This is a genomic window from Pelotomaculum schinkii (genome assembly GCF_004369205.1).
GTDB lineage: Bacteria > Bacillota > Desulfotomaculia > Desulfotomaculales > Pelotomaculaceae > Pelotomaculum_C > Pelotomaculum_C schinkii.
This window is the reverse complement of record NZ_QFGA01000003.1, coordinates 352,665-367,146: the sequence shown is the minus strand read 5'-3', so window position 1 is coordinate 367,146 and position 14,482 is coordinate 352,665. Positions and strand designations below refer to the sequence as shown.

Below are 14,482 nucleotides of genomic sequence, written 5' to 3'. Positions count from 1 at the left end.
GCGGATTTGAGGGCTTTTTTCTTTTCTGGCGATACCTTCTGTTTGCCGTCCCGCATACCGTTACATAATACATTTTAGAGCATATTCGCAGTGCTCTCATCTCCCTTTTTACCTGGCATTCCGCCCGCTTTGGAGGGATGTCAGGAGGGATATATGCCGATGATGGCGTTGGCCGAAGCGACCTTGGAACTGAAATCCAGGTGGGTGTAGATGTTCGAGGTGGTGGAAATATCACTGTGCCCCAGCCACTCCTGGATCTCTTTCAGACTGACTCCGTTGGCGTACAACAAACTGGCGCAGCTATGGCGCAGGTCGTGAAAGCGGATTTTTTTGAGGCCGTGGTTTTTCAGCGTGAGCGCGAAATTCTGGGTGATATAGCCCGGCTTGATCCGTTCTCCCAACTCGTTCACGTAGATGTAGCCGATATACTCACGGCAATAGGTTTTTCCACATACTTTTTGATTGCGCTCCTGCTCTTCCTTCAGCCGCCGGAGAAGCTTTTCAAAGGGCTCTACCAGCGGCAGGGTACGGTGGCTGGACTTGGTTTTGGTCCGGTCCTTTTCCACGATGATGGCTTTTCCGTCCACCCTTACCTCGGTTACGGTGTGCTTGATGGTCAGCGTCTTTTTTCCAAAGTCAATCGCGTCCCATTTCAGCCCGACGATTTCACTGCGGCGCAGTCCGTAAAACGCGCCCAAGATAACGGCCAGCTCTATCGGCTTGTTTTTCACGACGGCGAACAAGGCTTCCAATTCGTTGGAATCATAAATACTGGCTACGAATTTCCCGGGTTTGGGCCGCTCAATCCGGTCGGCGGGGTTAAAGGCGATCAGGCCCACCTTGAAAGCGTACTGCAATGCCTTGCGAATGTTGGCATGGCGGTGGATCACCGTGCAGGCGCTTAAGCCTTTCTCGTTCAGCTCGTACTGATAATAGTCCTGGATGTGCTTCGGCGTTACATCTTTCAACGTAAGCTTGAAGCCCTCAAAGTAAGGAATAATACAGCTCTTGATGCAAACAGCGTAAGAGGCGTAGGTGGTCATTTCCACATTGTGCTTGATCATCTCCAGCCATTCCAGCAGGAAGTCGGTAAACAGCATCCGCACCTCGCCGGAAATCGGGTTTACCTTGTCGGCCGGATTATCCCTAATTAATTCAAGCTCCACGGCATAGGCCAAGGCTTCCTTGATGACCTCGTGATATTGGAGCAGGGCGGTGTTTAAAGCGTTTTTTTCTGTTCTCTCGTACTGATAGTAGCCTTCGATGTCCCCCGGCTTTATTTTCACCACCGTAACGGCGGTATCCTTAAAGTAAGGGATGATGAAGGTTTTGGCATCGTACGCATAGAGGGCGTAGGTGTCGGCGTCCACTCTGTTGATAACCTCCTGCAGCCATTTTTTTAGGAAGTCGGCAAACAAAGCGTTTTTGTCACTCATTCCCGTGTCGGGATTAAACTCTTGCCTGGTTTTCCAAAGCAGCGCTTCGGCGCGCTTTTTATTCCCCTTGACGGGAAGTCCCGTGCTGACAGACTTGGTTTGGCGCTTTCCGTTCATATCCTTATAGGTGAGGATCATCTGGAAATAGCCATTTTTTTCTCGCAGGTGTCCTGTTACCATGAATTCTTGCCTCCTTAAATCAGTAACAGTCCATATTCACCTACCATTGACGGGTTTAGTGTAGCAGGCTCCAAAATATCTTGCAAAGGTGCGAGCGATGTTTTACGCATCGGATTCCTGCACGACCGCCAGGTATTCAAAAATATGGAGCTTGGGGATTTTATACGTTCTCCCTATTTTGAAATGCTTAATCTGATTTTGCCGCAAAAGGCGGTATGCGGTTTTTGTGCTGATACCGCCAAGCATTTCACACATTTGCTCCACATTGACCACATCCGGGTATTCCTGAAAAATCAGCTTATATGCTTCATTGCTTTTCAGCAACGCATCAGCTCCTTCTACTCAAAAATTACAATGCAGGCAACAGGGGCGCACCATGATTGGAGACGTGTGCTCACACAAACGAGCGCACCCCTGACCTGCGTTTTTGTTTACGGTTCCATCGTTATACGGCTTATCGGATGGACGGCGGCTGACCGCCCTCATAGGAATTTCACCTCCCCCCATACTGACGGGCCATCCCCATTGCCTGCGACGCTTTTAACGCTCGGACTGTGGCTGGACGGAAGTATCATTGTACCGGCCCATGCGTCGTCGCCCCACAAGCTGCCACGCTCATTTTGCGGCCTGGGTGGTGATCGCTCGTTCCCTTGGGGAAGTCGTGGCGTACCCGCCGTCCGGCTCGGCATGGACCGAAAGTATCCGATTTGCCCTATGCTGCGCGATGTTTTGCCGCGCTTTCTTTGTCAAAGAACGCAAGGCGTTTGTCAGCCTGCAAAAGCATATTAGGTTGAATGTACTTTTGTAGAATGGCAAGCATGAAAAGCCTGCCACAGGGAGCGTGGAAAGGGGAACGCGCTCCCATAGCAGGCTTTGGTTAAGCTACCCTGAACGTCAGGATTTTGGTTATGAGTTTGGTTCCCAGTCTGCGTCGCATTTCAGGGTCTACGCACAGATGGGGATTGCCGTTTTCGTCGTAAAGCTGCCTTGTGGACAATGCAGCAATATACCCCTCGTAGTGTTTTAGAACGGTGTTGATTGCGTTGATGTCGCCGCCAGCCGCAGCCGCAATGACGGGGAAAGGGAAGCAAGCCGGTATTACCGGTTTTAGCGTTTCGTGTGCTATTCATCCGCTTTTCCCTCCATGAATTTTTTTAATTCCCGCAAAGTGCTTGTCCGACGATAGGCAACGGTACGCCGGACAAGGTTCAAGAGTTCCCCGATTTCCCTGTCCGTCATGTCAAGGAAATAAGACAGCAGGATAATGTCGCGCTTGTTCGTTGGCAAGACTTTCAGAGCTTCGCCTATGCGTTCATCTGACACGGTGATGTCGTGGCCCAACACGCGAAAGCTGTATGTATCCTTGAAATACTCGTCCATGACGGCCAACTGCTCCCAATCCTTTTCGGACAGCTCGTCCAAAGATATTTCATGTTTTCTGCGTCTTTTCAACTCGTCGTAATAGTCGCGGGCTTCATGCTTGAGTATCTTTTTGCAAAAGCTGTCAAAGGTGTGCCGCTTGTGTTCTTCGTGGGAATGAGGCTTCATGTTCTCACCTCCCTTCGCGTCCGCAAAGGCGGGTGATTGCTTCCCCTTTCGCCACTACTACGGCAGGTAACCAAATTTTGGCAAAGCAGACGGCAAAATGCGAAAAATAATTTGCCATAAAACGCAAAAAAGCCCGGCTGGATAAAAACCAATCGAGCATAAAGGAATATATTTCCTATTGTGTAATGTGTGTGAGCACACAGCAGGCTGTAATTATTCCATATACACTTTAGGCTTTTTTTAATTGGTCACATAATGGTGAATAATGTCGATGCAGATTTAACACGGCGGCAACCTCCTGATACCGCCGCATTCTAAAACTTAATACACCCTCCACTATCCTATTTTTTGAAAAGGAAAACGGCGGCGTTGATTTTTCTTTTATCTATAGGCAGTACCTGTCATCGACAAACTATTATTGCATCTTACAAAATTCATTGACAGAAACGGAAACAGAGGAGTAAAATAGCAGTAGGCATCTGCCTACTGCTATTTTACTCCATGGAGCGTGTATTTTTTATAACAAAGAATCAAAAAACGCTGATTATCTGCATTTATTTGATTTGAAAGGATTATTATCATGAGTCGATTCGGTCATTCTAGCAATAAAACAGTTTTAGCTTCGGAAAATCATAACGCACCCCATCTCCCAGATCGCTCATTCAGGAAGAAGTTGCGCTTGTTGTTAATAATAGGTTTATCTGTACTGGCAATTTTTTTTACACTTGGTTTTGTTATAGGGACGTACTTCAACCGTCCACCGGGACTTAACCAAGGCTATGGTATGACCAGTTTGGAGAACGGAGACGGGCCGGTTATGCCAGACAAAGGTTACAAGGATGGCTTTTATACATTTCTGGTGATAGGAACTGACAAAGACGGCTATCACACTGACACCATTATGGTTGTTTCCTTGGATACTGTCGGCCATAAGATCAATATTGTCTCAGTGCCAAGAGACACGCAGGTGGATGTGCCGCGAAATCCCAAAAAGATCAATGATGCCTATGCTGTTGGTGGCGTGGAGCAATTAAAAGAAGAAATTAAATCCATATTGGGTTTTTCACCCCATTACTATATTGTGGTAGACCTTGAAGCTTTTAAAGAGTTGGTCGATGCCATAGGGGGAGTGAAATTCTCTGTTCCCCAAGACATGAATTGGGATGACCCGGCCCAGGACTTGCACATTCATCTTAAAAAGGGCTTGCAAATTTTGGATGGGAACAAGGCTTTGCAGTTGGTGAGATACAGGAATTACATAAACGCCGACATAGGCCGTATAGAAATACAACAGCATTTTCTTATGGCCTTGGTTGATGAATTGTTAACCGGTTCCAACATTTCTAAAATTCCTGAATTTGCCGATATCTTTCAACAGCATGTGGAAACCGATTTGTCGCTGCGAGATATGCAATGGTTCGCCCGCCAGGTTATGCAGCTTGACCCGGAAAAAGATTTTACGGTGCAAACCCTGCCTTACAGCAGTTTTGGGGACTACCAAGGACATAATTATGTATATCTGTCGGCAAAAGAGGTAATCAGCTTGGTAAACCGGACAATTAATCCCTATATCCGTGCCATTACCAAGGAAGATATAAAGATTATAAGAATGGAGGACTGAGGTCATGATAAGCAAGAAGGTTACCCTTTCAGACGCGGAATGGAAGATTATGAGGCTCCTTTGGGAAAGCTCACCCCTTTCCTGCCGCCAAATTGAAGATGCGCTTAAGGAGGAAACCGGCTGGACCAGACATGACATCTTTTCCTTTCTCAAGCGCATGGAAGCCAAGGACGCATTGCGAAGGGAGGATGCCAATCCGCAGCTTTATTATCCTTTGCTGGACTACAATGAAGCCGTGACCGGGGAAACCCGTTCTTTTGTAGGAAAACTGTGGAACGGAAACTTGGGCCTGATGGTATCCACCATGATAAAAAATGAGCAGTTGGACGAGGAAGAAATCGATGAACTGATGAAAGCACTTCAAGAAGCAAAACAATCAAAGGAAGGCGGCCAAGTATGATAGAGAATATTTTACGCCTTTTACTGCAAATTACTTTGACCTCATCCCTGTTGATTGCCGTACTGCTGGTATTGCGCATGGTGTTTAGGGGAAAACTACGACCCACCTGGCAATATGCGGTTTGGATTTTGGTACTCATACGGCTTCTGATCCCGTTGAATATCTCCAGCCCATTCAGTGTTATGAACATTATCCAACCTCCGCCTATTACAACGGTTGAAACCCATGGATCGGATCTGCAAACATTTTCTTCTCCTTTTATTGAGCCACTGACATATTCCGAGCCGCAAAGCAACACAGCGGTACAGGTTAGAACTGAAAAAAATACTAGTTATATAGAAAAAATCGACTTGTTCCAAATGCTGTTTATCTTATGGGTAATCGGTGCTTTGGCTGTGTTTGTATACATGCTAATCCTGAACAGGGTATTCCTACGCAGGTTGCGCCAGTCGGCTATAGAGCTATCATTTGACCAGATCCCCTTCTACCGTGACCTATGCCGGCAGGTCGGGATAAAAACTCCATTGCCGGTTGTTATTTCCCATCACTTGACTTCCCCTTGCCTGGTCGGCCTGTTTCGCTCTTACATTGCCATCACGCCGGAGGCCAAAACAGACAGGACAATACTAAGACATGTATTGCTGCATGAGCTTTGCCACTTCAAACAGAAAGACAATCTTTTCTCTCTGCTTCGGAATATTTGTTGTATTATTTACTGGTTTAATCCCCTGGTATGGATGGCGGCTCTGGCTTCCCGCGATGATTCCGAATTAAGCTGCGATGACCGGGTGTTGCGTTACCTGGATGAAAAGGAAAGCCTTGAATATGGTCATACACTCCTTATCTTGTTTAACGCCTGTCACAAGAAAGTTGCCATTCTTAATACGGCTACAGCAATGGCAAACGGGAAAAGCAGAATTAAGACAAGAATTAGCATGATTATCAATCGCCCCAAGACATTAAAGACTATTTCGGTTCTGGCCGCAGGGCTGGTTATTTTACTGGGCGTGATGACTTTAACGAGCGCCAAGGCTGATGATCAGCAAAACCAGGGAGCAACCATACAAGTGGTGGGTGACGGGGGGCTAACCTTGTCCGATAAGGCAGGTGCTTCCCCTATGTTAAACGAAGCCGGTAGCCAACGCACCTTGGATATAGAGTCACTGCGCCTGCTGGCAAATGGAGAATTAACTTTTAGCGATATAATCAACGGCTATAAGGCCGATGAAGTGGTAAAAGATGAGACCTATCACTATACGGCATGGCGTTACACCCTGGATAACGGTTTGCGCTTTGATTTGCACTATATCCAGGAAAAAAACTTGCCTGATCGATATACCGCCTCGCTCAGCCACAGTGGATCAAATTACATATTTTTTCCCTGTCGGGCGGAATCACTGGAACGATTTCTGATGGCCTGCGCTCAAGGGGACCAATATTCTTTAAAAGCCTATGCGAGTTTTGATGCTAAAAAGGTTGCCGAGATAGAGTATGATGAGGCAAAACAAGCGGCGGCAAGCTTAAGGGTTTTCGATGAGGGCCGGATCTATACTCTGGATGAAAGCGGTTTATTCGGACGGGTCTGCTGGTCACCCGACAGCGTTTACGGGGCGTTTATCAATATGAAGACTTTGGATGGAAAGTCGGGAAGGGACTATTGTGCTTATCTGTACGATTCCCAAAACCATCAGTTTTATAGGCTGGTAAACCCGAAGACAGTTCTGGCGGCGTTCAACGAACGCGGTATATTTGATCAAGAAGTCAGCGGAATCTACCTTCGTCCTCGCATCCAATGGTCGCCGGACGGTAAAAAACTGCTTCTTTCCTGTTATCCTGCGATTAATGGCAACCATATTGTTGCTTACTTAGTCTACAATGTTGCTCAAAATGCGGTGGAAGATATCGTCATGCAAGAGGTCCCGAAAACACTTGACGAGGCGCTATCCTGGGAGTGGTGACCAAGTAACTCTGGTAACCGCCCATTTATACGCTTATGAATCACAGCAGGAAACTAACCGGTAAAGCCTAGCTAGTAGTTTGTTAAATCTTAAACCATAATGAAACTCATTTTCGTGGTATACTCTTCTCAGGAGGGAGGGGTATGCCTTGCCAAAAATAAGATACCATGTCCGTCTTTCTGATGAGGAGCGGAAGACCCTGCTCAAGATCGTTTCCAGGGGTTCCGCCCCGGCAAAAACCATCATGCATGCCAATATTCTGTTGGCAGCTGATGAGAACGGCACGGGCGGGCGAAAGAGCGAAGTTGAAATAGCAGCGTTGTTTCATGTTCACCCGCAAACCGTTCATACCATTCGAAGTCGGTACTCGGAACATGGGCTGCAGGCTGCGCTCGGCAGAAAGAAACGCGAAACGCCGCCCGTTGAACCGAAGATTACCGGTGAAGTGGAAGCAAAGATCATCGCATTGAGCTGCAGTTCACCCCCGTCGGGACGATCCAGATGGACTCTAAGGCTGCTGGCGGATAAAGCGGTTGAATTACAGTACATTGACAGCATCTCTTATGTGGCCGTTGGACGGCTTTTAAAAAAACGAACTAAACCCACATCTCCGTAAATGTTGGTGTATTCCGCCTGAACAGAACGCCGCCTTCGTCGCCTGTATGGAAGATGTTTTGGAGCTGTACCAGCAGCAATATTGCAGACTATATCCGGTCGTCTGCATGGACGAAAAGCCGTACCAGCTCCTTGGTGAGAACAGAACCCCGATCCCGATGAAGGCCGGAAGGCCTGAGTGTCAAGACGGTGAGTATGTCCGCAACGGAACCTGCAGCATCTTTGTCTTCACAGAACCATTGGCAGGTTGGAGACATGTAACGGTCTGTGAAAGAAGAACTCGGGTTGACTGGGCACACCAGGTCCGGGAACTGCTTGAGGTTCATTATCCAAAAGCACAAAAGATCCGCCTGGTGATGGATAACCTGAACACTCATACCATGGCATCACTTTATGAAGCATTCCCGCCAGATGTTTCCAGAAGCCTTGCTAAACGCCTTGAGATCCATTACACGCCAAAGCATGGAAGCTGGCTTAACATAGCCGAAATCGAACTGAGCGTAATGTCCAAACAGTGTCTGGAACGCCGAATTTCGTCAATCAATTTCCTCCGCCTTGAACTGTTGGAATGGGAAACTGCAAGAAACAAAAAACAAAAAGGTGTTGACTGGCAATTCACGACCGATGATGCAAGAACCAAATTAAAGCGGCTTTATCCACAGTTTAAGAGTTAACAGCGTACTAGGCTACCATAGGAGGGTAAATGTTAAGGCTTCTTGTATAATAAATCGGTTTACCTTTCGCAACTGTTTTCTTCAAGGTTTTTTTCTCGCTTAGAAGCTCAGCTCGCAAGGACTGCAAGACTTCCCGTTGTTCCGAGTTGAGGTTAGTTGACAATCAGCAAATTTCCGTTTTCTCTGCCCATAGCAATGCCCACATGACTTAAATCAGCATATAAACGGCTTCGCCTCCCAATTCGATATCCAACAAGTTAAGGAAAACGGCGGTTCATGCTTCAAAACCGCCGAATGAAAGAGTGTATTGAAGCGGTTCGCCAAGTGCGGGATGGTCCGTTGCGCATGAACTGAAATGGCAATTATCTGCTCACGTTATCCTTTCTTTTTAATCAGCCAATCCTTACTGGGCTGTACCCGATAAAATAGACACACAAAACTGCATGTTACTTTGAATTTCTCACTCTTTCGCTGGGCACATTACGCTAAACCCAATTTTGGTTTAATACTCTACTTTAAAATATGAGCGAGAGTAATTCGCTAGGAATGGTTTATTAGCATTAGCGTATGCGGAAAATAACTGTTTTCCGGAATTCAAAAACCTTAGCGTATTTTAACAAGGATTTGCTGACACTGCCCCATATGGTAATAAATGTCTTAGGGTAAATAAACCAGCGATTTAGCTGGTATTATTTGTCTTAGCGTATATTCGGAAATGTTGGCGATACCCCAGTTACTGTACTGAAAACAAACGATCAAGGTAAAACATGGTCAAAAATAATGAATGAATCAGGCCGAAAGGTTTTCCTGTTACCCTGCCTGGAGATCTTGCCAGAATTGATTTTATCGATGAGCAATTGGGCTTGGGTATTATTGTTAATAAATCCACACCGAGTAATAAATTGAACATTGACATCCATATTCAGCCTGCCGTCCTGACTGAGCTTTTTCATCCGCTGCGCCTGCGCCAAGGAAGGGGTGCAATCCTCTGACTGCATGGTGTTGTACAGGTCTTGCTGTTCGTTTTCGGCCAGGTAGGAGATTTCCACGGCGGGGCGAAAAGCAATTTGATTATCGTCAACCATTTGCAGTATGGAAGGATTAAGCTCTGTAAGTCGGATATATCTTTGTATTTGTCTGCCGCTTTCGCCAGTGTTTTCACCTAATGCGTCTGCGCTTTCCAACTTCCCGACCACTGGTCGGGAAGTTAAATCCGTCCTTTGACCCTGGCGCTTCATGGCTTCCAGCTTCATCTTATATGCAAAAGCTTTTTCACTCGGCAGGATGCTTTCCCTTTGCAGATTGCTGTCAACCATGATAATTATCGCGGCATCGTCATCCATTTCACGGACAATGCAGGGCATGGTTTCCTTGCCCGCAAGCTCGCTTGCCTTTTTGCGCCGGTGTCCGGCCACCATTTCATAGCCGCCGTCCGCTTTGGGCCGCACAAGGCCGGGGACTAAAACGCCGTACTATGGTGTTGACGAGTGACACCTCTATCGCGGACAACTCGATATTTCCCGGCATGAGGTCAACGCCTTCCGAATGGTGGAGGATACCCTCATCAAGTTCATACGCTTCCTCCATCATTGTCTTAGTAAGAACAGTAGCCAGCGAAACGGGTAAATTGTCCGGCTCCCGATAACCCAATGAGTCTGTCAGGTTTCCCTGAGCATCCGCGTCCACCAGTAACACCTTTTTTCCTTGTGCTGCAAGGCCGATGCCCAGATTAACCGCCGTTGTTGTTTTGCCGGTGCCACCCTTTTGGTTTGCCAAGGCGATTACTTTTGACACTTTGAAATTCCTCCTTTCACGCAAAAAAGCCACTTGCTTTAAGGAATAAAGCAAGCGGTTACTGTGGTTTATATATAACACCGAAACAACGGTTTTTTGTAGCTTTCAAAAAGTGAAACAGTGTAGTGCCGCAAGAGGAAACCCCGCTCCTAACAATTGTAAAATTGAGTTCTTCGTTCAATAATTCCCACTGTATTTCCAACGCTGTCTTCTGAGCACAGTTTTTTTCCCAATACGTTTGGTGTTAGAGCAACCCAATTCAATATATCACCGTGTCAGAATACAACGATTTATTTTCCAACAGAGTACCGGAAGCGTTATAAACTTTAGCGGTAGCACATACCCGATAAGTACCGTGGACAACATAATAATCCTCACTTACATCGGTCATCAGGACAAGAATACCCATGCAAACGAATTTTTCCATAAATAAAAACCTCCCTTAAAATATCTTTCAATAGGAAAGACAATCAAAGGAGGCTATTGCAACAACATTTTTCCAAGAATTTCTCTTATCTTAATCTACATATTTTACTCCCCCGGCTATCTTTACCGCCATGTCTCTCTCTATCTGTCCCCGAATTATGAACATGTGGTCATGCATTGCCCAAATGATGGTAACCAGAGAGTTTTTCACTACCAGCGTTCCTTCATGTCCGTTGATAATGACTGCTTCAAAGACAGAAGCGTTTTCCGTATCCACTGCGAGCTTGTGAGCTGCGCTTAATTCCATATAAGTGATCAACGAGCCCCGCGGATTTGTAAATTCAATTTTTTTATAATTCTCGTTTTGGGACGTAGCACTGACTTCATATCCGTCCGGTATATAGGTCGGGACATAAGCTTGGCGCCAGTCTATGGTTGCACTGCCCCCTTCCGAACCGCTGCTGCTGTCCTTCAGTTGAAAAGACGTATATTCCTTCTGAATATCCATTAAAAAATTCAATACCCTGACTCGCACTGCCTCAACGGTCGCCACGGTAGTGCCCAGTATCACCAGCATGAGCAGCATGGCGACTGCAGCTCTGTTCAAAGCCTGCCAAATGCGCCGCCGTCTGGCATAAGCCTTCGATTTTTTTAGCTGCGCATCCAGTTGTTGACTGAATCTTTGGGCTGCCTCCTTGGAAGGCAGAAATTCCGGATCGTTTTTCAGCTTTTCTTTTTCTTCCAGGAAAAGCTGGCCTTCTTTTTCCGCGGCATCGTGCATGACCAATTTGAACAGACTGTCTTCATATTCCTCATAAAGTTTTTTGCGAATTTGTTCCGAGCTGTTCTTCGGCATGCTTATTCACCTCCCTTACCCATGAACTCTTTATCCAAGAGTTCCTTGGCTTTTCTGCGGGCTCTGGTCAAATACTGCCGAACACTGTCGGGAGCTATTTTTAAAATACCCGCTATTTCCGCATCAGCCATTCCCAATATGTACTTAAAATACAACAGATCTTTGTGCATCTCCGGAAGCCTCAATATGGCATTCCCCAGCTCTTCTATTTCTTCCTGATGAACAATCCTGTCCTCTAAATTGTCTTCAAGGCTGGGAACCTTTTTCGCCAGATCAAGATCTTCTCCAAAATACACATGTTTTTTCTGCACATCTCGGTGTTTTATGAAGTTGATGGCCACGCTCTTGGAAGTATAGACAACATAAGCGGCCAATTTGCAACTATCCAGAGTTCGAATTAAAGATATTTTTTCAATTAGTTTGCTAAAAGTATCGTTGGTCAGGTCTTCCGCATAGTCCGCATCATGGGTAATATTGTAAACCGTCTTCCGCACCAGACCATAATAATCGTTATATAAATTCATCATGAAGGCCTTATCGTCATCGCCTTCCAGTGCGGCGATTATCGTCATGATCACTCAAATCACCCCTTTGTTATGATTATACAAGCATCCAAATGAGAATTGGCGACAAAAAATGAATAAATCTCCATAATTTTTAAGAATTTTTTAGCGATAAAATGTTGCATAAGTTTTTTTAGATTGTCTTTATAGATAAGAAAATATAATGCTCCCAAGAGGTGAGACACAGGATAATAAAAATAAGTTACAATGGGAGCATGAAAAAGCGTAATCAGTATTCAGCCGAGTTTAAAGCCAAGGTAGTCCTGGAAGTTCTCCGGGAAGAAGCCACTGTCAATGAGATAGCGTCTAAATATGGCATTCATCCTGTGATGGTCAATCGCTGGAAGCAGGAATTTGTAGACCGAGCTTCGGAGGTGTTCAAGAAAGGCCCCTCAGAAGCCGAAAAGGCTCTTGAAAAAGAGCAACAACATGTGGCAGAACTGGAGCGTAAAGTTGGTCAGTTAACATATGAAGTTGACTGGCTTAAAAAAAAATCTGACGAAATCCTCAACCGTAAACGACCGTAAGGCCTTTGTTGAGCTTAGCCATAAAAATATCACGGTAAAGCGTCAGGCTGAGTTGCTGGGGCTCAATCGGAGTAGCGCATATAGGAAACCTCCCGTCAGGACAATTAGTGATGAGGAGTTATTAATCATGCGGTTGATTGATAAAATTCATACAGATGAACCGACCTGGGGCTACCGTACCATCACGGCCATTCTCAGAAGAGAACATAAACTTGTGATTAACAAAAAACGAGTTCGCCGAATTATGCGTGATATGGGTATTTATACGTTGTATCCCAAGCCCAATCTGAGCAAACGCTACCATGCTCAATATATCCGCCCCTATCTGCTGCGCAACCTTAAAATCATCAGGCCAAACCAGGTCTGGGGTGTGGATATAACGTATTTGCGCATGAAGAAAGGGTTCATGTATCTGTTTGTCATCATCGACTGGTATAGCCGCTATATTGTAGATTACGAGCTGTCAAGTACATTGGATAAATCCTTTGTCCTGAGATGTCTAAAGCGTGCTCTAAGTTGCCAGAAGCCAGAAATTATCAATTCTGACCAGGGCAGCCATTTTACTAATCCAGACTACATCAAGTTGTTGGAAGATAATGGAGTAAAGATCTCTATGGATGGCAAGGGCCAATGTCTGGATAATGCCAGAACGGAACGATTCTTCCGCACCTTGAAATATGAACGAATCTACATAAGTGAGTACGAAACACCTCGAGAGTTGAGAATTATGCTGAATGACTACATGAAGACTTACAACACCCGCCGGCCTCATTCTTCGCTGGGTGGCGCCAGCCCAGTATCCTATTACCTCAAAAGCAAGCTCAATGAAGCTGCTTGATACATATCAACATGGGAAGGAGAAAACTTAATTTTTTATATCTGTGTTCTTGACACGGGGGGCATTATAAAACCTTTAAAGGAGAATATTGCATATCAGACAATAATTATCACACTATCACCTGGTTGGACGAGACATACTGCCAGCCCATTCAAACAGGATGCTGGCTAAAATTGTGGGAGAAATAGAAATTAGCTGGTTTTATCAAAAGCCAATATACTTTAATGTCATTAGGGTAGTTTTTTGGAGATCGACATTAATGGTAAAAATGGTCTTGCTTTGGCCAAAGGGGGTGGGAAAATGAAGATAACGGCAAATCAGAGTAAATGATTTGCTATACAATTAAATATTTCATGCAAGTTTAAGTTGTAAAATAGTATAATGCGAGGAGTGTTATAATGAGTAAAAAAGGCAAAAAAATACTGATACTGATTTGTACATTGTCATGCTTGTTGTTAACTTTTAGCATTGCATTTGCAGATGCGCAACACTTATTTACAGGGGGTTATCGTGCTGTAACTGACCTTGGATATGTTCTTTCCGGAGGAGATTCCAGTTATCAACAAAATATCATGGTAGCCGGAGCTAACGCATGGAATGGGCTTTCCTCAAACGTTGCAGTCGGTCTCAATACTGATGTATCTGCAATGAGTATATACTATTTTTAAAGAAAACAGATGACGGAAACTATTCAATAGTTTCCGTAAATCAGGGTAAATTCAACATTGATAATTCTGACACTAAAGAAAAAGAAATCGCAGACACAGACAAGCAATATCAAAAATTAAAGAAAGATGTTTTGGAAAAGTTTAAAGATAAATCAATCTACTAAAAACTTAAGCGATCCTTTTGCCAGTCACCATTAAAGTTGATTAAAGTGAGTAAAAGAATACCTTCGTTCTACCATGCAAGTGGAGCGGGGTGTTTTTATTTGTAGCTATTCTAGCATTTTCGATGGGTGCAACATTTTAACAGGAGCTGTCAACAATTCTGTATAAACCCATAAATTACCTATAGCTGTTTTTCCACCCTCTCTCCGAATATGA

13 protein-coding genes and 2 pseudogenes are annotated in these 14,482 nt (G+C 45.1%); 6 read left to right on the top strand and 9 right to left on the bottom strand.

The genetic code is table 11. The features are described 5' to 3' along the window. Positions 1-140 precede the first annotated feature (140 nt). The 4 genes from Psch_RS18010 to Psch_RS17995 all read right to left on the bottom strand — a co-directional run bounded on the left by Psch_RS18010 (position 141) and on the right by Psch_RS17995 (position 3,164). Positions 141-1,616: a tyrosine-type recombinase/integrase gene (locus Psch_RS18010; protein WP_190259179.1), complete on the bottom strand. Its 1,476-nt coding sequence runs from the start codon at positions 1,614-1,616 to the stop codon at positions 141-143. Positions 1,617-1,718: 102 nt separating this feature from the next. After that, entirely contained in the window at positions 1,719-1,940 is a 222-nt protein-coding gene (locus tag Psch_RS18005) for a helix-turn-helix domain-containing protein (RefSeq protein WP_427910121.1), read from the bottom strand. A 553-nt stretch (positions 1,941-2,493) separates the two neighbouring features. After that, a complete protein-coding gene (locus Psch_RS18000) occupies positions 2,494-2,688 on the bottom strand; it encodes a helix-turn-helix domain-containing protein (protein ID WP_427910127.1) in 195 nt (64 codons plus the stop codon). 50 nt (positions 2,689-2,738) lie between these two features. Further along, complete coding sequence (locus Psch_RS17995) at positions 2,739-3,164, bottom strand: RNA polymerase sigma factor (RefSeq protein ID WP_190259178.1); 426 nt, start codon at positions 3,162-3,164, stop codon at positions 2,739-2,741. Positions 3,165-3,843: 679 nt separating this feature from the next. On the opposite strand from Psch_RS17995, the gene Psch_RS17990 reads away from it, so the two are divergent. The 4 genes from Psch_RS17990 (at position 3,844) to Psch_RS17975 (ending at position 8,432) form a co-directional block, all read left to right on the top strand. Next, a complete protein-coding gene (locus Psch_RS17990; RefSeq protein WP_190259177.1) occupies positions 3,844-4,785 on the top strand; it encodes an LCP family protein in 942 nt (313 codons plus the stop codon). A gap of 4 nt (positions 4,786-4,789) precedes the next feature. After that, a complete protein-coding gene (locus Psch_RS17985; RefSeq protein WP_006524257.1) occupies positions 4,790-5,185 on the top strand; it encodes a BlaI/MecI/CopY family transcriptional regulator in 396 nt (131 codons plus the stop codon). Then, a complete protein-coding gene (locus Psch_RS17980; RefSeq protein ID WP_190259176.1) occupies positions 5,182-7,143 on the top strand; it encodes a M56 family metallopeptidase in 1,962 nt (653 codons plus the stop codon). Before Psch_RS17985 ends, Psch_RS17980 begins: the two co-directional genes overlap by 4 nt. A 157-nt stretch (positions 7,144-7,300) precedes the next feature. Continuing rightward, positions 7,301-8,432, top strand: a protein-coding gene (locus Psch_RS17975; protein ID WP_190259358.1) for an IS630 family transposase whose coding sequence is annotated in 2 segments (ribosomal slippage) — positions 7,301-7,731 and positions 7,730-8,432 — 1,134 coding nt in all. Because the reading frame shifts where the segments join, the coding sequence is not laid out codon by codon here. Positions 8,433-9,343: 911 nt separating this feature from the next. Here Psch_RS17975 and Psch_RS17970 read toward each other — a convergent pair. The 5 genes and pseudogenes from Psch_RS17970 to Psch_RS17950 form a co-directional block, all read right to left on the bottom strand. Further along, positions 9,344-9,904 (bottom strand): annotated as a pseudogene (locus Psch_RS17970) (ParB/RepB/Spo0J family partition protein); the annotation flags it as partial. After that, positions 9,900-10,226 (bottom strand): annotated as a pseudogene (locus tag Psch_RS17965) (ParA family protein); the annotation flags it as partial. The pseudogenes Psch_RS17965 and Psch_RS17970, both read right to left, overlap by 5 nt. A 259-nt stretch (positions 10,227-10,485) precedes the next feature. Further along, complete coding sequence (locus Psch_RS17960) at positions 10,486-10,653, bottom strand: hypothetical protein (RefSeq protein WP_190259374.1); 168 nt, start codon at positions 10,651-10,653, stop codon at positions 10,486-10,488. Positions 10,654-10,743: 90 nt separating this feature from the next. Beyond that, a complete protein-coding gene (locus tag Psch_RS17955) occupies positions 10,744-11,508 on the bottom strand; it encodes a DUF4367 domain-containing protein (protein WP_190259174.1) in 765 nt (254 codons plus the stop codon). A gap of 2 nt (positions 11,509-11,510) precedes the next feature. Then, on the bottom strand, positions 11,511-12,080 hold the full coding sequence (locus tag Psch_RS17950) for an RNA polymerase sigma factor (RefSeq protein ID WP_190259357.1): 570 nt from the start codon (positions 12,078-12,080) through the stop codon (positions 11,511-11,513). 206 nt (positions 12,081-12,286) lie between these two features. Between Psch_RS17950 and Psch_RS17945 the strand changes: the two genes are divergently transcribed. Both Psch_RS17945 and Psch_RS17940 read left to right on the top strand, forming a co-directional pair. Then, positions 12,287-13,436 (top strand): IS3 family transposase gene (locus Psch_RS17945; protein ID WP_190239463.1). Its coding sequence is split into 2 segments (ribosomal slippage): positions 12,287-12,558 and positions 12,557-13,436, totalling 1,152 coding nucleotides; the frame shifts between segments, so codons are not numbered across the junction. Between the two features lie 398 nt (positions 13,437-13,834). After that, positions 13,835-14,104: a hypothetical protein gene (locus Psch_RS17940; RefSeq protein WP_190259173.1), complete on the top strand. Its 270-nt coding sequence runs from the start codon at positions 13,835-13,837 to the stop codon at positions 14,102-14,104. The last annotated feature ends 378 nt before the right edge of the window (positions 14,105-14,482 follow it).